This window comes from Streptomyces sp. AC1-42W, assembly GCF_003248355.1.
GTDB lineage: Bacteria > Actinomycetota > Actinomycetes > Streptomycetales > Streptomycetaceae > Streptomyces.
Window position 1 is genome coordinate 1532695 of the sequence record NZ_QKWY01000001.1, and the last position, 19905, is coordinate 1552599.

At 70.9% G+C, this 19905-nt stretch carries 15 protein-coding genes and 1 pseudogene; 8 read left to right on the plus strand and 8 right to left on the minus strand.

What is annotated here, in order from left to right; translation table 11 throughout:
* Positions 1–294: 294 nt before the first annotated feature.
* The 3 genes from DNK56_RS06955 to DNK56_RS06965 form a co-directional block, all read right to left on the minus strand.
* Positions 295–2784, minus strand: a complete 2490-nt coding sequence (locus tag DNK56_RS06955) for a heavy metal translocating P-type ATPase (protein WP_111331462.1) — start codon at positions 2782–2784, stop codon at positions 295–297.
* Between the two features lie 125 nt (positions 2785–2909).
* The gene (locus DNK56_RS06960; RefSeq protein ID WP_111335561.1) at positions 2910–3221 is read right to left on the minus strand and encodes a heavy-metal-associated domain-containing protein; all 312 of its coding nucleotides are present in this window, start codon (positions 3219–3221) and stop codon (positions 2910–2912) included.
* 82 nt (positions 3222–3303) lie between these two features.
* Positions 3304–4026, minus strand: a complete 723-nt coding sequence (locus DNK56_RS06965) for a TetR/AcrR family transcriptional regulator (protein WP_111335563.1) — start codon at positions 4024–4026, stop codon at positions 3304–3306.
* Positions 4027–4210: 184 nt separating this feature from the next.
* Between DNK56_RS06965 and DNK56_RS06970 the strand changes: the two genes are divergently transcribed.
* A complete protein-coding gene (locus tag DNK56_RS06970; protein ID WP_111331465.1) occupies positions 4211–6460 on the plus strand; it encodes an MMPL family transporter in 2250 nt (749 codons plus the stop codon).
* A gap of 20 nt (positions 6461–6480) precedes the next feature.
* Here DNK56_RS06970 and DNK56_RS06975 read toward each other — a convergent pair whose 3' ends face one another.
* Positions 6481–7416 (minus strand): sugar phosphate isomerase/epimerase family protein, encoded by a 936-nt coding sequence (locus DNK56_RS06975; protein ID WP_111331467.1) that lies wholly within the window; start codon positions 7414–7416, stop codon positions 6481–6483.
* Between the two features lie 182 nt (positions 7417–7598).
* On the opposite strand from DNK56_RS06975, the gene iolC reads away from it, so the two are divergent.
* Genes iolC through DNK56_RS06995 form a run of 4 tightly spaced genes read left to right on the plus strand, consistent with a single transcriptional unit; the run spans position 7599 to position 12977 of the window.
* Complete coding sequence (iolC, locus tag DNK56_RS06980; protein ID WP_111331469.1) at positions 7599–8618, plus strand: 5-dehydro-2-deoxygluconokinase; 1020 nt, start codon at positions 7599–7601, stop codon at positions 8616–8618.
* A gap of 2 nt (positions 8619–8620) precedes the next feature.
* Positions 8621–9499 (plus strand): 5-deoxy-glucuronate isomerase, encoded by an 879-nt coding sequence (gene iolB, locus DNK56_RS06985; protein WP_111331472.1) that lies wholly within the window; start codon positions 8621–8623, stop codon positions 9497–9499.
* Positions 9496–11466 carry a 3D-(3,5/4)-trihydroxycyclohexane-1,2-dione acylhydrolase (decyclizing) gene (gene iolD, locus DNK56_RS06990; RefSeq protein ID WP_111331474.1) on the plus strand — a complete coding sequence of 657 codons (1971 nt, stop codon included), beginning with the start codon at positions 9496–9498 and terminating at the stop codon, positions 11464–11466. The genes iolB and iolD overlap by 4 nt, the downstream gene beginning before the upstream one ends.
* A gap of 11 nt (positions 11467–11477) precedes the next feature.
* Positions 11478–12977: a CoA-acylating methylmalonate-semialdehyde dehydrogenase gene (locus DNK56_RS06995; protein WP_111331476.1), complete on the plus strand. Its 1500-nt coding sequence runs from the start codon at positions 11478–11480 to the stop codon at positions 12975–12977.
* Positions 12978–13054: 77 nt separating this feature from the next.
* On the opposite strand, the gene DNK56_RS07000 is transcribed toward DNK56_RS06995, so the two are convergent.
* Positions 13055–13756, minus strand: coding sequence for a VC0807 family protein (locus DNK56_RS07000; RefSeq protein ID WP_111331478.1), 702 nt, complete (start codon positions 13754–13756; stop codon positions 13055–13057).
* Positions 13757–14006: 250 nt separating this feature from the next.
* Between DNK56_RS07000 and DNK56_RS07005 the strand changes: the two genes are divergently transcribed.
* Complete coding sequence (locus DNK56_RS07005) at positions 14007–14828, plus strand: hypothetical protein (RefSeq protein ID WP_111331480.1); 822 nt, start codon at positions 14007–14009, stop codon at positions 14826–14828.
* A 230-nt stretch (positions 14829–15058) separates the two neighbouring features.
* Here the strand turns inward: DNK56_RS07005 and DNK56_RS07010 are convergent, their stop codons facing one another.
* Both DNK56_RS07010 and DNK56_RS07015 read right to left on the minus strand, forming a co-directional pair.
* Complete coding sequence (locus DNK56_RS07010) at positions 15059–16018, minus strand: methyltransferase domain-containing protein (RefSeq protein WP_342211061.1); 960 nt, start codon at positions 16016–16018, stop codon at positions 15059–15061.
* Positions 16019–16229: 211 nt separating this feature from the next.
* A complete protein-coding gene (locus tag DNK56_RS07015) occupies positions 16230–17096 on the minus strand; it encodes a radical SAM protein (RefSeq protein ID WP_111331485.1) in 867 nt (288 codons plus the stop codon).
* A gap of 1251 nt (positions 17097–18347) precedes the next feature.
* On the opposite strand from DNK56_RS07015, the gene DNK56_RS07020 reads away from it, so the two are divergent.
* Together DNK56_RS07020 and DNK56_RS07025 are read left to right on the plus strand one after the other, a co-directional pair.
* Positions 18348–19211 carry a helix-turn-helix domain-containing protein gene (locus DNK56_RS07020; protein ID WP_111331487.1) on the plus strand — a complete coding sequence of 288 codons (864 nt, stop codon included), beginning with the start codon at positions 18348–18350 and terminating at the stop codon, positions 19209–19211.
* Between the two features lie 16 nt (positions 19212–19227).
* Positions 19228–19434, plus strand: coding sequence for a DUF397 domain-containing protein (locus DNK56_RS07025; protein WP_111335565.1), 207 nt, complete (start codon positions 19228–19230; stop codon positions 19432–19434).
* Between the two features lie 127 nt (positions 19435–19561).
* On the opposite strand, the pseudogene DNK56_RS07030 reads toward DNK56_RS07025, so the two are convergent.
* A pseudogene (locus tag DNK56_RS07030) lies at positions 19562–19827 on the minus strand (hypothetical protein); the annotation flags it as partial.
* Positions 19828–19905: the final 78 nt, after the last annotated feature.

Consider the following 19905-nt stretch of genomic DNA (forward strand, 5'->3'; position numbering starts at 1 on the left):
CGAGGCGCTTCCCATGTCCCGGAGCGGATTCCCCCCACGGGATCCGGCCGGGCGTTCGGTGGGAGCCGTGCCTCGGTACTGCGCACTGCTGCTGTGGTCTGCCGGGGTACGTACCGACGGGAGGGCCGCTCAAAGCTCCCCGGTGTACGTGCCCCGGCCCACGCTAGCCCGGAGCGTCCCCCAAGACACTCCGCCGGACGTCCCCCAAGACATCCTTGGCATCGCACTCTAAGACTTACGAACCCATCGAATGGTTACCCTGAAACCGATGTGATCTGAATCTCATTGTGGAAGTTACGTGAAGGACCGCAGGCGCAGGCTGTTCGTCACGACGAAGACCGATGAGAAGGCCATCGCCGCTCCGGCAATCATAGGGTTGAGCAGCCCAAACGCCGCAAGGGGTAGGGCGGCGACGTTGTAGCCGAATGCCCAGCAGAGGTTGCCCTTGATGGTGGTGAGGGTGCGCCGCGAGAGGCGGATGGCGTCGGCTGTCACCTTGAGATCTCCACGAACCAGCGTCAGGTCGCTCGCCTCGATCGCGGCGTCCGTGCCGGTGCCCATCGCGAGTCCGAGGTCGGCGGTGGCCAGCGCGGCCGCGTCGTTGACCCCGTCGCCGACCATGGCGACCACCCGCCCCCGCTCCCTCAGATCCCGGATGACCTGTGCCTTCTCCTCCGGGAGCACCTCCGCGCGCACCTCGTCGATCCCGACCTCCGCCGCGACCGCCTCCGCCACGGCGCGGTTGTCGCCCGTCAGCAGGATCGGTTTCAGGCCGAGGTCCCGGAGTGCGGCGACGGCCTGCGCGCTGGACTCCTTGACCGCGTCGGCGACCTCCAGGACCCCGCGCGCCTCGCCGTCCCAGCCGACCGCGATGGCCGTACGCCCCCGGGCGGCGGCGTCCGCGACGGCGGCGGCCAGGGTGTCGGGGAGGGGCATTCCGGCCTCGGCGAGCAGGCTGGGGCGCCCGACGAGCACCTTGTGGCCGTCCACGATGCCCTGGACGCCGAGTCCGGGGACGTTGGTGAAGTCCTCGGGGGTGGGGAGGGTGGTGCCGGTGCGGTCGGTGGCGCCGGTGGCGACGGCTTGGGCGATGGGGTGTTCGGAGGCGTGTTCGAGGGCTCCGGCCAGGCGGAGGACGTCGGTTTCGGTGGTGCCGGTCGTGGTGTGGATGGTCTGGAGGGTCATGCGGCCGGTGGTGACGGTGCCGGTCTTGTCCAGGACGATGGTGTCGACGCGGCGGGTGGATTCGAGGACTTCGGGGCCCTTGATGAGGATGCCGAGCTGGGCGCCGCGTCCGGTGCCGACCATGAGGGCGGTCGGGGTGGCGAGGCCCAGGGCGCAGGGGCAGGCGATGATCAGCACGGCCACCGCCGCCGTGAACGCCGCCGTCACGTCGTCCGTGGCCAGCAGCCAGGCGACCAGGGTGGCGAGGGCGATCAGCAGGACGACGGGGACGAACACCGCCGAGATCCGGTCGGCCAGCCGCTGCACCTCGGCCTTGCCGTTCTGGGCGTCCTCGACGAGCCTCGCCATGCGGGCGAGCTGGGTGTCCGAGCCGACGCGGGTCGCCTCCACGACGAGCCGGCCCGAGACGTTCACGGTCGCCCCGGCGACCCGGTCCCCGGCGCTCACGTCCACCGGGACGGACTCGCCGGTGAGCATGGACGCGTCCACCGCGGACGAGCCCTCCACGACCGTGCCGTCCGTGGCGATCTTCTCGCCGGGGCGGACGAGGAAGCGGTCGCCCACGACGAGCCGGTCGACGGGCACGCGGACCTCGGCGCCGCCGCGCAGGACCGCCACGTCCCTGGCGCCCAGGTGCATCAGCGCGCGCAGCGCGGACCCGGCCCTCCGCTTGGGCTTCGCTTCGAGGTAGCGGCCCAGCAGGATGAAGGTGACGACGCCCGCCGCGACCTCCAGATAGATGGTCGAGGAGCCGTCGGTCCGGGTGGCCGTGAGGTCGAAGCCGTGCCGCATGCCGGGCATCCCGGCGTCCCCGAGGAACAGTGCCCACAGGGACCAGCCGAAGGCGGCCAGGGTGCCCACGGAGACGAGCGTGTCCATGGTCGCCGCGCCGTGCCGGAGGTTGGTCCAGGCGGCCCGGTGGAAGGGCAGCCCGCCCCAGACGACGACGGGCGCGGCCAGCGTGAGCGAGAGCCACTGCCAGGAGTCGAACTGCAACGCGGGGATCATCGCCAGGGCGACGACGGGGGCGGCGAGCATGGCGGAGACGACGAGACGCTGCCGGAGGGAGCTGAGCGCGGGGTCGTTGTCGGGCTCGGGTTCGAGGGTGCGGTCGGGTTCGGGGGTGCGATCGGGTTCGGGGGCGTGGCCGGGGGTGTGGTCGGACTCGGGCCGGTGCGGGGCCTCCGCTTCCGGTTCCGGTTGCTGCGGGGGCCGGGGGGATGCCGGGATCGGCGGCGGAGTCGGACGCTGGGCTTCCGGAGCCGGACGTTCGGCTTCCGGAGTCGGACGCTGGGCTTCCGGGGCCGGGGCGGTCCGCTCCTCGCCCGGCCGGGTGACCCGCTTCGCCGTGTAGCCGGTCTTCTCGACCGTGGCGATGAGGTCGTCCACGCTGACGCCGGCCCCGTCGTAGCTGACCCGGGCCTTCTCCGTGGCGTAGTTCACCGTGGCGGTGACGCCGTCCATCCGGTTGAGCTTCTTCTCGACGCGGGCCGCGCACGAGGCGCAGGTCATGCCGCCGATCAGGAATTCGGCCCGCGAGGGCTCCGCGGTCGGGGTGCCGGACCCCGTCGTGCCGGGGGTGTCCGATGCGCTGTGCATGTCCGAGCTCCTGGAACGCCGAGCGGGCCGTACCCCACCAGTATCTGCTGGTCGGGCCGGCCCGGCGGCGAAGGGGTGGTGCGGATGGTGCTGGTGGTGCGGAGCGCGAGGGCTCCCGGAGGGCGTCAGGCGCGGCCGGCGAGCTCGTAACCCGCCTCGTCGACGGCGGCGCGTACGGCCTCGTCGTCCAGGGGGCTCGCGGAGACCACCGTCACCAGCCCGGTGGCGGACACGGCCTGCACCGAGGTGACACCCTCGATGGCGGAGACCTCCTGGGAGATGGCGCCCTCGCAGTGACCGCAGGTCATGCCGGTGACCCGGTAGACGGTGGTCACCCCGCCCGTCTGCGAGGTGTCCGCCCCGGCGTCGCCGTGGCAGGAACCGCTCGGCGAGCAGCAGGAGCCGGTGGCCTGGGGGAGCTGGGTCTCGGCGGTCATGGTGTTCTCCTCTTCGACTTCGACGGACACACAGGGCTGGAGAGACGCACTCGGTGCGTTTCCATGTCCCCACTGTATACCCCTAGGGGGTATAACGCGAGTCGGTGTGCGGGCACGTGTCGTCGGGAAGCATGGGTTCGAGGTAGCGGAAGAGGATCGTCTTCAGCTCCCGGATGTACGCCTCGCGCTCCTCGCCCTCGTGGGCCATGATCACGTCGAGCCCGGACTTGAAGACGGTGAAGATCATCGTGGCGACCCGGGTGACGTCGGCGGGCGGCGTGTCCGGCAGGTAGCCGGTGAGGATCGTCTCGACGCGCGCGAGCATCGTGACGTGCACGGCGTCGTGCTCCCGCGTGATCATGCCGGGGATCTCGGAGCCGTGCATCAGGACCGTGAAGGCCGGGTTCGCGCAGTTGAACTCGATCAGCGGATCGAGGGTGGCGTCGAGCATCCGGTCCAGCGGCAGCTCCAGGTGGTCGACCAGGAAGGCGGCCCCGTACGTCTCCCGCCAGCTGGCCAGGAGCTGGTCGCCCAGCTCGACCGCGATGGCCTCCTTGTTCGGGAAGAACTGGTAGAGCGTGCCGGGGGACACTCCGGCCTCGCGGGCGATGGCATTGGTGCTGGCGGCGGTGTAGCCGGTCGTGCAGAAGACGTTGGCGGCGGCCTTGAGCAGCTGTGCGATACGGGCCTCGCCCCGGGCCTGCCGCCGGCGCGGACGCGCCGGGGCGTCCGCCCGGTCGGCGCTTCCGGCGCTTCCGGGGCTCCCTGTGCTTCCGGCGCTCCCTGTGTCCTTGGCCTGCGACACGGTCAATCCCCAGCTTTCGTGAGCGGTTGACAAACACGAGTGGTCGCTCGCATTCTTATGAAACGCGAGCGAAGACTCGTGTTTGCCAGTGTATGTGGCAACGACTGATCCATGCTGCCCTGCGCGACCGCCTCGTGCGGCCGCCTGGCGTGCCCGGGTCCGGGGGAAAAGGGGATCTCGCACCATGCCCGAAGTCAATGGTCCACAGCGTCCGGGGGGCTGGACGCGCTTCGTGACCGCCTGCCCCCGGCTCACGCTGCTGGCGGCTCTGGTGATCACGGCGCTCGCGGTCCTCGCGGGCGGCGGGGTCGCCGACCGGATGGGCAGCGGCGGCTGGCAGGCGCCGGACGCCGAGTCGACCTATGCCACCAAGGCCCTGGAGCGCGAGTTCCCCGCCTCCCAGCCCAACCTCCTGCTGCTCGTGGACAGCGGCGCCGCCTCCGTGGACGATCCCGCCGTGGCCGCCGAGGCGACCCGCCTGGCCGCCCGGCTCGCCCAGGAGGCGGACGTCGTGGGCGTCCGCTCCTACTGGCAGGACAAGGCGCCCGCGCTGCGTGCGAAGGACGGCCGGGAAGCGCTCATCGCCGCCCGCATCAAGGGGGACGACAAGGCGGCGGGCGAGGTGCTGGACCGGCTGGCCCCGGTCTTCCGGGGAGGGCACGGCCCGGTGAACGTATCGGTCGGCGGCCCCGTCGCCGTGCAGCACGAGATGCAGAAGATCATCCAGGAGGACCTGCTGAGGGCCGAGATGATCGCCCTCCCGGTGACGCTGGTGCTGCTCGTCATGGTCTTCGGCAGCGCGATCGCCGCCCTGCTGCCCCTGGGCGTGGGCATCGTGGCCATCCTGGGCACCAACGCCGTGCTGCGCGGCATCACCGAGTTCGCCGACGTCTCCGTCTTCGCGCAGAACCTCACCACGGCCCTCGGCCTCGGGCTCGCCATCGACTACGCCCTGTTCATCGTGCGACGGTTCCGCGAGGAGCTGGCGACCGGCGCCCCGACCCGGACGGCCGTCGGGACGACGCTGCGCACGGCGGGCCGTACGGTGCTGTTCTCCTCGCTGACGGTCGCCGTGTCGCTCGCCGCGATGCTGGTCTTCCCGCAGTACTTCCTGCGCTCCTTCGCCTACGCCGGGATCGCCGTGGTGCTGCTGGCCGCAGCGGCCGCGCTCGTCCTCCTGCCGGCCGCCCTGATGCTCCTGGGCCCCCGCGTCAACTCCCTGGACCTGCGCAAGGCGCTGCGCCGGAGGCGGCCGGCATCGGCTGCGGACGCCGCTTCCGCCGGGGCCGGGACCGAGGCCGGCGCGGGCTGGGGGAGGTTCGCGAAGCTGGTGATGCGCCGGGCGCCCCTGTTCGCGATCGCCACGAGCGTGGGGCTCGTCCTGCTCGGGCTGCCCTTCCTGGGCGTGAAGTTCGGTACGGCGGACGACCGGCAGCTGCCCGCGACGGCCGAGTCCCACGTGGTGCAGCAGCACGTACGGGACGGCTTCCCCGGCAGCCCCGGCGGCAGCCTCGACATCCTGGCCGAGGGCGCGGCGACCCCCGCCCAGTACGCCGCGTACCGCGACCGGATCGCCGCGCTTCCGGGCGTCCTCCGGGTGGACGGCCCGTTCACCGAGGGGCGGACGGCCTACTTCGGCGTGCTGGGCAAGGGCGAGCCGGTCGGGGAGGAGACCCAGCGCCTGGTGAAGGACCTGCGGGCGCAGCCCGCCCCCTTCGAGACCTCCGTGACGGGCACGGCCGCGGTCCTGGTGGACTCCAAGGAGGCCATCGGCGACAAGCTGCCGTGGGCGGTGGGCATCATCGCCGTCGTGACGCTGCTGCTGGTGTTCCTGCTGACCGGGAGTGTGCTGATCCCCATCCAGGCCGTCGTCCTCAACGCCCTGAGCCTGACCGCGATGTTCGGGGCGGTGGTCTGGGTCTTCCAGGACGGCCACCTGTCCGGGCCGCTCTCCTTCACCAGCACGGGCGACATTGAGACGACGCTGCCGGTACTCATGTTCTGCGTCGCCTTCGGGCTCTCCATGGACTACGGGGTGTTCCTGCTCTCCCGGATCAAGGAGGAGTACGACCGCACCGGCGACCACGAACACGCGGTCGGGTTCGGTCTGCGGCACACCGGCGGCCTGATCACCGCGGCGGCCGTGATCCTGGCGGTCGTGATGGTCGCCATCGGCACCTCGCGGGTGACCAACACCAAGATGCTCGGCCTCGGCATCGCGCTCGCCGTGCTGATGGACGCCATGGTGGTCCGCAGCCTGCTCGTCCCGGCGGTGATGAAGCTGACGGGCCGCGCGAGCTGGTGGGCCCCGGCCCCGCTGCGCAGGTTCCACGAACGGTTCGGGCTGAGCGAGGGCGAGGCGCCGCGCCCCGGGGACGGGGCGATACCGAGCCCCGGGGTGAGCGAGCCGGAGCGGGTCCCCAGCCGGACCTGACCCCGAGGGGCGGGGGAGCCTCACGCCCCCCGGGGCCTCCCGCCCGTGCCGCAGGAGCGGAGGTAGTCGCGGGTGCGGCGGGCGATCGGGAAGGGCCGGTCGGGCGGACAGGGGTACATGTCCTGCTCGACGATGGCGAACAGATCGACGTCCAGCCGGCGGGCCGCGGCGAGCACGGGCTCCAGCGCCGGCACCCCGCCCGGCGGCTCGCACATCACCCCGCGCGCCACGGCCGGCCCGAACGGCACCTCGTCCGCCACCACCTCCGCGAGGACCTCCGGGTCCACCTGCTTGAGGTGGAGGTAGCCGATCCGCTCCCCGTAGCGCTCGATCAGCTCCACGCTGTCGCCCCCGCAGTACGCGTAGTGCCCGGTGTCGAGGCAGAGCGAGACCAGGCCCGCGTCGGTGGCGTCCAGGAACCGGCTGACGTTCTCCTCGGTGTCGATATGGGTGTCGGCATGCGGGTGGACGACGACGCGCAGCCCGTACCGCTCGCGCACCTCCCGCGCCAGCCGCTCCGTCTGCGAGGTCAGGTTCCGCCACTGCCCGGCGGTCAGCGTGCGCTCCTCCAGCACCTCGCCCGTCCGGTCGTCCCGCCAGAACGAGGGGATGACCACGAGATGCGCCGCCCCCATCGCCTGCGTGAGCGCCGCGATGCCGGCGACATGCGCCCAGGTCCGGTCCCAGACGTCCGGCCCGTGGTGCAATCCGGTGAAGACGGTGCCCGCCGAGACGGAGAGCCCACGGCTGCCGGTCTCCTCCGCGAGGCGCCCCGGATCGGTCGGGAGGTAGCCGTACGGACCCAGCTCGATCCACTCGTAGCCCGCGGCCGCGACCTCGTCGAGGAAGCGCCGCCAGGGCACCTGCCGAGGATCGTCGGGGAACCACACCCCCCACGAGTCGGGCGCCGATCCGATGCGGATGCGGTCCGGGGCGGAAGCCGTGGATGAGGTCATGACCAAGGCTCATCACGCGGTGAAACGGGTGTCAAGCACGCACCCGCATGTCCGTGCACAGGGTTGACGATGATCAAAAGGGAGAGTGAGACAGGGAAGAGCCGTACCGGAGCCCGGCCGCCACCGACGCGGCGGCCAGTACCTCCGGCAGCCCGAACGGTGCCCAGCGGAAGGGACACTGCATGCCCGAGCAGCCGTACGACGTGATCACCATGGGGCGGATCGGGGTGGACCTCTACCCCCTGCGCACGGGCGTGCCGCTGGCACGGGTCGACACCTTCGGGAAGTTCCTCGGCGGCTCCCCGTCCAACGTCGCCGTCGCCGCCGCCCGCCTCGGCCGGCGCACCGCCGTCGTGACCCGCACCGGACAGGACCCCTTCGGCACCTATCTGCGCGAGCAGTTGCGGGAGTTCGGCGTCGACGACCGCTGGGTGAAGCCCGTCGCCGCCTACCCGACCCCGGTCACCTTCTGCGAGATCTTCCCGCCCGACGACTTCCCCCTCTACTTCTACCGGCAGCCCAAGGCCCCCGACCTGGAGATCCACCCCGCCGAACTCGACCTGGCGGCGATCCGGTCCGCCGCCGTCTTCTGGATGACCGGCACCGGACTCTGCGCCGAGCCCAGCCGCACCGCGACGCTCACCGCGCTGCGCGCCCGCGACCGCGCGGCCCTCACCGTCTTCGACCTCGACTGGCGCCCCGCGTTCTGGCCGCCCGCCGAGCGCACCGGCGTCGCCGAGCGCAACGACCCCGCCGCGCCCCGGCCCGCCGCCCGCTACCGCGAGGCCCTGGCCTACGCGACCGTCGCCGTGGGCAACCTCGACGAGTGCGAGGTGGCGACCGGCGAGCGCGAACCGTACGCGGCCGCCCGTGCCCTCATCGACGCCGGCGTCGAACTGGCCGTCGTCAAACAGGGCCCGGCCGGCGTCCTCGCCGTCCACCGCGATGGCACCGTCGCCGATGTGCCGCCGCTCCCCGTCGACGTGGTCAACGGTCTCGGCGCGGGCGACGCCTTCGGCGGGGCCCTCTGCCACGGCCTGCTCAGCGGCTGGGACCTGGCCCGCACCATCCGCTACGCCAACGCGGCGGGCGCCATCGTCGCCGCCCGGCTCGCCTGCTCCTCCGCCATGCCCTTCCCGCACGAGGTCGAGGCCGCCCTCGCCGAGGGCGCGGTCACCGTCCAGCAGGGGAAGGGGAACTGAGCATGCGACGGGAACCGACGACGTACCATCTGCCCGCCGGAAGCACCGGGCACGGGCCGTACACCGTGGACATCGGGCCGGAACAGGCCGGCTGGGAGCGATCCGGCCTCAAAGTGGTGGAGCTGGAACCGGGAGGAGTTCACCCACTTGTCACCGGGGAGAGCGAGTGGATCATTCTGCCGTTGACCGGCGGCTGTACGGTGCACACCTCAGATGAGATCTTTGAACTGCTGGGCCGTAGGAGTGTGTTCAGCGGCGTTACCGACTTCGCCTATGTACCGCGCGATGCCCACGCACAGATCGCCTCCGGCGCCGGCGGCCGCTTCGCCCTGGCAGGAGCGAAATGCGAGCGACGACTCCCCGCTCGTTACGGCCCCGCGCCGGAGGTACGCGTGGAGCTGCGCGGCTCCGGAACCTGCTCCCGGCAGGTCCACAACTTCGCCGCCGCCGACGCCTTCGACTGCGACCGGCTGATCGCGGTCGAAGTCCTCACCCCCGGCGGCAACTGGTCCTCCTACCCGCCGCACAAGCACGACGAGCACCACCCCGGCCAGGAGTCCGTCCTGGAGGAGATCTACTACTTCGAGGTGGAGGGCGGCGGCCTCGGCTACCACCGCGTCTCACCGTCCCGCCCCGGCGGCACGGACGTGCTGGCAGAGGTCCGCAGCGGCGACACCGTGCTCATTCCGGACGGCTGGCACGGCCCGTCCATCGCGCCACCCGGCCGCACCATGTACTACCTCAACGTCATGGCGGGCCCCGGCGAGCAGCGGGAGTGGCTGATCCGCGACCACCCCGACCACAGCTGGGTGCGCGACACCTGGCCGTCCCAGCCCGTCGACCCCCGCCTCCCGCTCCACGGCCCGGAGGACCCCGCATGACCGCGACACCCCCGACACCCGGAACACCCCCGACACCCGGAACACCCCCGACACCCGGAACACCCACGCCGCCCCCGACGCCCCCGGTCACCGGGCGGTCCGTCCGCCGCCTCACCACCGCCCAGGCGCTCATCGCCTTCCTCGCCCGCCAGTACACCGAGCGCGACGGCACACGCCAACGGCTGATCACCGCCACCTGGGGCATCTTCGGCCACGGCAACGTCGCGGGCATCGGCCAGGCCCTCCTGGAGACCGGCCCCGCCATGCCCTACCTCCAGGGCCGCAACGAACAGGCCATGGTGCACGCCGCCGTCGGGCACGCCCGCCAGACGGGCCGGCTCTCCGCGCAGGCCGTCACCACCTCCATCGGCCCCGGCGCCACCAACCTCGTCACCGGCGCCGCCCTCGCCACCGTCAACCACCTCCCCGTCCTGCTGCTGCCCGGCGACACCTTCGCGACCCGCCCCGCCGACCCCGTACTCCAGCAACTGGAAGTGCCGTACGCGGGTGACGTCTCCGTCAACGACTGCCTGCGCCCCGTCTCCCGCTACTTCGACCGGATCACCCGCCCCGAGGCGCTGATCCCGGCCGCGCTGCACGCCATGCGGGTCCTCACCGACCCGGCCGCGACCGGCGCCGTCACCCTGGCGCTGCCCCAGGACGTCCAGGCCGAGGCGCACGACTGGCCCGCCGAGTTCTTCGCCGAGCGCGTCTGGCACGTACGCCGCCCCGCCCCCGACCCCGGCGAACTCGACCGGGCGGTCCGGGCGGTGCGCGCCGCCCGCCGCCCGCTCGTCGTCGCGGGCGGCGGGGTCCACCACAGCGCCGCCGAGGACGCCCTCGCCGCGTTCGCCGAAGCCACCCGCATCCCCGTCGCCTCCACCCAGGCCGGCAAGGGCTCCCTGCGCCACGACCACCCCGCCGACGTCGGCGGCATCGGCCACACCGGCACCGCCACCGCCGACGACCTCGCCCGCACCGCCGACCTGGTCATCGGCGTCGGCACCCGGTACACCGACTTCACCACCGCGTCCGCGACCCTCTTCGCGCACCCGGACGTCCGCTTCCTCAACCTCAACATCACCGGCTTCGACGCCCACAAGCTCGCCGCGCTCCCACTCGTCGCGGACGCCCGCACCGCCCTCGACGCCCTCACCGACGCCCTCGCCGGCCACCGCGCCGACCCGGCGTACGAGGCGGAGTACACCGCGGCCAAGGCCCGCTGGGAGCAGCGCGTCGACGCCGCGTACGCCGCCCCCGACCCGGCCGCCCGCCCCACCCAGACCCAGGTCCTCGGCCTGCTGGACGAGCTGGTCACCGAGGAGGACATCCTCATCAACGCGGCCGGCTCGCTCCCCGGCGACCTGCACAAGCTCTGGCGCACCCGCTCCCCGCGCCAGTACCACGTCGAGTACGGCTACTCCTGCATGGGCTACGAGATCCCGGCCGCGATCGGCGTCCAGCTCGCCGCCCCCGGCCGCCCCGTCTGGGCGCTCGTCGGCGACGGCACCTATCTGATGAACCCCACCGAGATCGTCACCGCCGTCCAGGAGAACCTGCCCGTCAAACTCGTCGTCCTGCAGAACCACGGCTACGCCTCGATCGGCGGCCTCTCCGAGGCGACCGGCGGCGAACGCTTCGGCACGGACTACCGCCACCGCGAGGACGGCGGCTTCACCGGCCCGCCGCTGCCCGTGGACCTCGCCGCCAACGCCGCCTCGCTCGGCATGCGGGTGCTGCGCGCCGCGACGGTCGCCGAACTGCGCGAGGCCCTGGCCCTGGCCCGTACCGCCGACCGGCCCGTCTGCGTCCACGTCGAGACCGAAACACCCGGTGCCGGGCAGGGGCCCCCGCCGGCGCAGGCGTGGTGGGATGTTCCCGTGGCCGCGACGGCCACCCGCCCCCCGGCGGTCGAAGCACGGAAAGAGTACGAACGACACCGCACCGGCCGGCGCCATCACCTCTGAAGGAGTCGCAGATGAAGACCGTGAACCACTGGATCGGTGGCAAGACCGTCGAGGGCACGCCCGGCAGCCACGGCGAGGTCACCGACCCCGCCACCGGGGCCGTCACCACCCGGGTCGCCTTCGCCTCGGCCGCGGAGACCGACGCCGCGGTGGCCGCCGCGAAGGACGCGTACCCGGCATGGCGTCAGTCGTCGCTGTCCGCCCGCACCGCGATCCTCTTCCGCTACCACGCGCTGCTCGACGCCCACCGGGACGAGATCGCCGCGCTCATCACCGCCGAGCACGGCAAGGTGCACTCCGACGCGCTGGGCGAGGTCGCGCGCGGACTGGAGATCGTGGAGCTGGCCTGCGGGATCACCACCCAGCTCAAGGGCGAGCTGTCCACCCAGGTCTCCAGCCGGGTCGACGTCTCCTCGATCCGGCAGCCGCTCGGTGTCGTCGCCGGGATCACCCCGTTCAACTTCCCGGCCATGGTGCCGATGTGGATGTTCCCGCTCGCCATCGCCTGCGGCAACACCTTCGTGCTCAAGCCCAGCGAGAAGGACCCGTCCGCCGCCAACCTGCTGGCCGAACTGGCCGCCGAGGCCGGGCTGCCGGACGGCGTCCTGAACGTGCTGCACGGTGACCGGGCCGCGGTGGACGCGCTCCTGGCCCACCCGGACGTCGCCGCCGTCTCGTTCGTCGGCTCGACGCCCGTCGCCCGCCACATCCACGCCACCGCCTCCGCCAACGGCAAGCGCGTCCAGGCGCTGGGCGGTGCGAAGAACCACATGCTCGTGCTGCCCGACGCCGACCTGGACGCCGCCGCCGACGCAGCCGTCTCCGCCGCGTACGGCTCCGCCGGCGAGCGCTGCATGGCGATCTCCGCCGTCGTCGCCGTGGGCGCGATCGGCGACGAGCTGGTCGCCCGGATCAAGGAGCGGGCCGGCCGCATCAAGATCGGCCCCGGCACCGACCCGGACTCCGAGATGGGCCCCCTGATCACCGCCGCCCACCGCGACCGGGTCGCCTCCTACGTCACGGGCGCCGCCGCCCAGGGCGCCGAAGTCGTCCTCGACGGCACCGGATTCACCGTCGAGGGCTTCGAGGACGGCCACTGGATCGGCCTCTCCCTCCTCGACCACGTCGCCACCGGCTCCGACGCGTATCGCGACGAGATCTTCGGCCCGGTCCTGTGCGTGCTGCGCGTGGACACGTACGAGGAGGGCGTGGCCCTCATGAACGCCTCGCCGTACGGCAACGGCACCGCGATCTTCACCCGCGACGGCGGGGCGGCCCGCCGCTTCCAGCTGGAGATCGAGGCCGGCATGGTCGGCGTCAACGTGCCCATCCCGGTGCCCGTCGGCTACCACTCCTTCGGCGGCTGGAAGGACTCCCTCTTCGGCGACCACCACATCTACGGCAGCGACGGCGTGCGCTTCTACACCCGCGCCAAGGTCACCACGACCCGCTGGCCCGACCCGGCCGACACCCCCTCCGGCGTCGACCTGGGCTTCCCCCGCAACCACTGACCCGGCGCCGGCACGGGCGGACACGACCGCAGGGCCACCCCCCCCCGGAGTGGCCCTGCGGAATCCGGTGGACGGCCTCAGCGCTCCGTCGTGCCGGCCTCGGCCGCGATCATGCGCTCCATGGGCACGACCCCGAACCGCCCCGACACCAGGAACGCCACCACCATCGCGCCGATCATCAGCACCGTCCCGGCCCACACCATCGTCTCCACCGGCACGGTGTACGCCCCCACCGCCCGCACCGCGCACTCCGCGAGCAGCGCCCCGCCCCACACCGCCGAGAACCGCGTCTCCGCCCGCCGGAACTCCGGCGAACCGGCCGCGAGCCGCTCCCAGGCGGCCGACTTGGCGGCCTCGCCCCGCGTCAGCCACGGCCGCAGCCCCGCCGACAGCATCGGCCGCCCCCGCACCGCCGTCACCAGGAACGTCAGCCCGACGATGCTGCTCACCCCGCTGTCCTTGAGCAGCATCAGCCGCGGGTCACCGGCCACCAGCCCCAGCAGCAGCGACACCGCGTTCACCGAAACCATCAGCGCCGCGAGCCCGTTGAGCCGCCGCTCGCGCACCGCGCCCCACACCGTGCGCACCGCCGGCACCGCACTGCTCCAGGCCAGCGCGGCGAAGGTGCTGAGCCCCGCAGCCTTCAGCGCGTAGTAGGAGGCGAGCGGCAGCGCGACATCCACGAGCAGCGGCTTCAGACTGTCCACGAGCGCCTTGCGGGGAGCGATCGGAGCGGCGCCGGCGACAGGTGCGTGGAGTGTGACGGCCGTGCTGCTCATGTCGGTTCCTCCCGTTCCGGCGGCGCCCTCGCGGCTCCCGCTCTCGACATGTACAGACTGCTCCGCCGGCCCCCCTGCCCGGCAGAGCCGCGTGTCCCGACCTCCGCATGACAGATGTCACCGCATGCGCGTGCGATCGCACGGCTCCGGGTGCGTGACCGGATCGTTGTCGTGCGGCGTACAACCGTGAACGGCCCTGCGCGGTCCCACAATCGGTCCGGTTGCTTCGAGGAAGAGCGAGCTCATACATATGGCGAAGAAGAGACGGAACGTGATGGGGGCCGCGGGCGCGGCCGCGGCTGTCGCGCTTACCGCGCTGACGGCGGCCCCGGCCGGGGCCGCGAGCGGCGCAGTGACGTACTCCGGCGTCTCGATCAACGGCGGGAAGCCGATCGTGATCGGCATCCAGGAGGAGGTCACGGTGCCGGTGACCTACCGGATGACGACCTCGCGGACCTGGGACTGGCCGCCGGTCGTCTACCTCTACCGGGGAAAGGTCGACTACTGGAAATCGGACAGCCTGCGCAGCGGTTTCGGCGGTTCCGACAACGACTGCCCGGTCCAGGGACGGGGGAGCTGCGTCGTCAATGACGGGCGGCTGTCCATCAATCCGACGGTCATCGAGACGAACGGGGCCGCCGGTACCTGGAAGAGCGGCGCATACCTCTCCCTCCCCGGCGGGGCCGGTGTCTCCACCGACCTGAACCGCTCCGTCCAGGTCCAGCGCGCCACCCGTGTCACCGTCAACGCCGCGCCCGAACCGGTCATCAAGGGCAGGACGATCACCGTGACGGGCAAGGTGTCCCGTGCGAACTGGGAGAAGCACACCTACCAGGGATACGGCGGCCGCACGGTCAGCCTCCAGTTCAAGGCCGACGGCGCCTCCTCGTACACCACGGTCAAGAAGGCGACGTCCAGCTCGACCGGGGCGCTCAGGACCACCGTGAAGGCGACCACGTCGGGCACCTGGCGATGGAAGTACTACGGGAACTCCACCTCCGGCGCGAAGGCGTCCTCCGGTGACCACGTCGTCGTCTGGTCCGGCGTCCGCATCATGCACGCCGCCCGGTAGGGACGTACGCAAACTCGTTCGCCGATTCACGCACTGGCCTGGCGGGCGAGATGGAGGCCGCGACCGAGCTTCTGCCCCACCGAGACGCCGTAACCGCTACCGCAGGGCATCCCGCTGCCCACGGGCTCGGGCCGCGGACTGGACCACCGTGGTTGTCTCGCAGACAGGTGCCCGCCTCCTTGCCTTGCGTAGGCAGGCGGGCACCTGGAGCAGATCAGCAGCGGGCACGATCAGTCTCTCGTGGCCGGCGCTTCCCCGAGGGACGCAGTCCACCCTCCACGGGTGAAGTGGCACACGCCGTCCGGCGTGATCTGGACTCGTGCGCCGAGGAGGGGAAGGGCCCCCTCGATCATGAGGCGATTCAGAATGCGTTCCACCGCTGTCCAAAGTCGCTGAGGTCCGCTCTGGTGCACTTCCGGCGGGTCGGTCCATTTGGCAGAGGCGCGCGCCCAGGACCCGTCGGGGTGGACGAGGTAGGCGGTACGAGTTCCGTTCAGCTCCTCGTACGCGAGTTCAACCTCAGGTGTGGTGATCTCCAGCATGGAACGGACCTCCCATGCATTTGCCACGTCTACTACGGGATAGCGGCCCACGCTCGCTTCGTCTCCGTCCGCCGTGCGCGCGAGGGAGAACAGATCGACGAGCGGGGGCGGGTAGTTGTCGCCGGACCGGGTCAGCATGAACCCGGCCATATCGCGCTCCACCCGCCCGATCACCTCACCGTTGGTGTGCTTCCAGCCGGTGACGACCAGGCAAGTCCGCCCGAGCGTCATGGCGATGTGCCCGCCGGGCACCAGGGCGGCGACCAGCGGTCGAAGCCCCCGACCGGCAGGTACGCCAACCGTCGAGACGATCCGCTCGTACGCCCCTGGGATGTGCTCGGTCGCGTCTGCGGTGATGAACTCAGGGTGCAGCCCGAGCCGCGCCAGTCGTTGTCCCGCCGCCTCGATCAAGTAGCCATCCACGTCCACGCTGGTCACGTTCCGATCCCCGACACGGCGCGCCGCGTATGCAGTCAGGCAGCCGCTGCCAGTTCCGAGGTCCAGGACCGGCAGTCCGTCGCCCAGCCGACCGTGCCGCAGCATTCGCACCAGCAGGCTCGGCATCGTGGCTGATGAAGTGGGCAGCCCGTTGGCCCGCTGCCCGGTCCGTGCGTGATCGGCGTAGAGCGTGCCAACCTTCGTGATCAAGGACCGATCCGAGTAGGCCGCTTGCATCCAGGCACCCGGGTCACTGGCACCGTCCCGCAGCACCCACCCGGCCCCGTCCGCCTCCCACCACCGAGGAACCAATTCGTGACGGGGCACACTCGCCACCCTCGACAACCACCGGGAATCGGGGTCCGTCACCTGATCTGCAAGCCGTTCCGCAGGCTTGTGCCAATCCATGCTGATCAGCCTCTCAGTACTTTGGTCCGCAGGCTGTCGTGTTCGCCGGGTTGCAGTCGCTGCTGTCGTCAGGCGGGCAGGCGCTCCGGGCAGGCAGCGGAATCCGTGCCGCCAGTTCAGCCCAGGTCTTGCCGCCGAGTAGTTCAGCTAACCGGCTCTCGCGCACATTGCCCGCCGGGAAGTCCCGCGCCAGCACACACCCCACGAGGTTCCCGTTCGGGAGGACGGCGGCACGCCCGCGCGTGCACCGCCCGCACATCTCATCCAGCGTCGGTGACTGGCCCGGCGGAAGCGCCCGCCCGACCGCCCGTGCCCTGTCCATGCTGATCCTGGTCACGCCCATGGATAGCAGTTCTTCACGAGCCCCGGCGACATGCTGTCCCGGCAGGACTTCCACGATTCCGGCCCGGATCGGGACGCCCCGTTTCACCGCTTCGAGGATGTTCGATCGGGTCCGGGCGTAGCTGCCACGACGCCCGGTGATCGCGTCGTGCTCTCTGGGAACGTCGCTGTAATAGCTGGTTCCGAGGGTCACCGAGGGATGTGTGAACAGCTCCCACCACTGTTCTTGAACCTTGTACAGGTTGCTGTACACCTCCACATGACGCCCGAGCGTAAGAGCGTGCTCAGCAAGTGCCTGCCAGTTGGGGTGGGCTGTCGGTTCTCCTCCGATGATCTGGATTGTGCGGATGTCCAGAGCGGCGGCGTCGGTGATGACCGCCCGCCAGTCATCCACGGATATCGTTCCGTGCGTTGCCTGCGGGCTGGACTCCGACAGGCAGTGAGTGCAGGACAGCTGACACTTACCGGTGATCTCCAGTTCAAGAGACTGGATGTTGGCGACCGCTTCATGGGCGTTTCGTTCAACGAACGTGGTCACGCCGCGTTCCTCTCCGCTGAGTGGGTGTGTGCTTCACTGACCCCGCCAGGCGAGGCCAGGCGGGACGCTTGAGGTGGTGGCCCTGCCTGCGGCGCCACACTCCATGGCAGGCAGGACCACAGGCTGCACTGACGATCAGCAGCCGGAGTCAGCACGGGTGTTGCCCACCGCGCCGCTGATAGGCGACATGCTTGGCCAGGGCGTCGAGTTGTCGGCAGTGGTACTCGGTGCCCGGCAGGAGTTGCCGCGTGGGGACTTCCCAGGGCGAGCCACCAGGCCGCACAACGAGGGCGTAGTCAACTCGGGCTTGGATCACCATGCAGGGCATCTCTTTGACCCGATCGAAGACGACCTGTCCAGGGTTCAGGCGCCAGCCGGCGAACATGCCTGGCTGTGGACGGATACGAGGCTGTCTCGCGGTTGGGGCGGCGGGGGCCTTGATCTCTCGGGTGCTCACGACAGCCTCCCGAACTTGCGCCGTGCGTTTTCATCGCGGACGCGTGCTCGGAGCCCCGTAAGCACTTGGCTATCGGGCTTCACCTGAAGATCCGCCGCGCGCTCTTCGTTCTGGCCGGGCTTGTCGGGGCACCCATTCGCACCGCACTGGCAGGGAGGGTAGACAAGCGGTGACCTGCCGGTCGGGTCAGACCCCTCCCACTCTTCGAGGTCCATCACCGCACCGCCATCCCGTGGATGATGCAAGGGCCCACGTCGATGCCGTGCGGCGCCAGCCATAGCGTCCGCCGCCGCTCTCGCCGCATTCTGGCTTCTGCGCGCTTCCAGCGGTTGTAGGCAGCTTGGGAGTAGGGCCCGTGAGGCGGTCGCGGAGTCATGCCGACCGGCATAGTTGCTCGGCACAGCAGCAGGCGCCGAGGAGCGGCAACAGCGGGCGGCAGTGTCGGCGGGGGTGGCGTCGGGGGCGCTGACGGGCCCCGGCGATGCTTCCGCAGGAACAGGAAGACCGGTTCGAATAACCGGGCGATAAGGTTGTGCATGTTGACGCTCCTTCAAAGCGTTGGCCACGCCCCGGGACGGCTACCACCGTCGCCGGGGTTTTCCATGCAGGCGTGTTCGCCCATGACTATCCAGCGTCACCAAACGGCAACGATGGGTAGCTGCGCGACCAGCATGCATCCGCATGGCGGTAGAACGCAAGGGTTGCGAAATGCGTGATGGTGTTTTGTGTTGACTTGAGGTGAGGGCGGTCAGAGATGAGACTCGCGGTATCACCGAGGCCGGGAGGCGCGCACCGTGTCAGCGAAGCGGCAGAACCCACCCACGGTCAGGCTGCGGCGCCTGGCTGCCGAACTGCGACTTCTCCGCTCAGCGGCTCAGTTGACGCGCGAGGAGGTCACCGAGCGGACCGGCATCAACGGCGTCACCCTGTACCGGATCGAGAAGGCTCGTGCCCGTCCTCAGAAGCGGACGCTGCTGGCGCTTATGGACCTCTACGGGGCGAGCGCCACGCAGCGAGAGGACTTGCTCGCCGTGCAGAGCGGTTCCAACGACCAGGGGTGGCTTCGTCCATACCACTCCGAGCTGCCCGAGGAATACACGTCGTACATCGGTTTCGAGGCCGAGGCTCGGAGCGTACGGAACTACGAATCGCTGTTCGTCCCGGGGCTGGCGCAGACCGAGCGCTATGCGCGGGCTGTGATCAAGGGCGTGTTGCCCACTGCCAGTCAGAAGGAAGTTGAGCAGCGTGTACAAGCGCGAATCGAGCGCCAAGCGGTGCTCGCCAAGTCCAACCCGCTCCAGCTCTGGGCGATCATGGACGAGGCGGCGGTACGCAGGGTGGTCGGTGGACGCGAGGTGATGGTCGAACAAGCGCGGCACCTTGCCCAACTCGCGGAAGAGCCCCACGTGACGTTGCAGTTGATCCCGTTCGAGAAGGGGGCGCATGCTGGCATGACCGGGAGCTTCGTCCATATGGACTTCCCGGACGCGCAAGATCCGGACTTGGTCTACGTGGACACGCCGGCGGGAGACTTGTTCCTGGAGTCCGAGACTGAGATCCGGTGGTACAAGTCGATGTTCGAGCACCTGCAAGCTGTGGCGCTGGACATGGACGACAGCGTCAGGCTGCTGGATAGTGTTGCTGGTCAGAGTGACTGAGAGAGGGTGTTTGGACGTGCAGTACGAGGCCACCAGCCTGGTATGGCGGGCGAGTAGCTACAGCAGTGGCAACGGTCAGTGCGTTGAGGTCACCACTGTTGGAGGCACCGTTCCCGTACGGGACAGCAAAGTCACAAGTGGCCCTGTCCTGGTTTTCGGCGTCGACACGTGGTCCGCCTTCGTGACCGGGGTGCGTGAGGGTGGTCACGGAGCCGCTTCCTGACTTCTGACGTGCCCGCTCCGCAAGGTTGGGCCTCGCTTTCCGGTGCAACGCGCTTGCCGGGGATCAAGGTGAGAAGGCGAGTCCGCGCTCCGGCCCCCATCGCGCGCTCGAACATGGCGGCGGTCTAGGGCAGCACGCACACCGTGCTGGTGTAGACAAGGTGGCGCACGCCCAGGGCCGCGTAGTTGGTCCAGACCGCGGTCCGATTGTGTTCGGTGATCAGGGAGCGGTGCGGGTCGCCGTCCGGCGCGGGGTGCACGGCGTACATGAAGTCGCCGTCGGCCACGGCGTGCACGGCCCCCGCTCGCGCAGCCGCGCCGACACCTCCCGGGCCACCGTGGTCTTCCCGACGCCCGCGCGGCCGCCTATGGGCAGTACTTCTGGCTGTTCCATGGCGGCAGCGTTCCAGGGCGCGGGGGCGGCGCTCGACGCGATTTGCCGGTGCGGGCATACCGCGTCCGGAGTACGAGG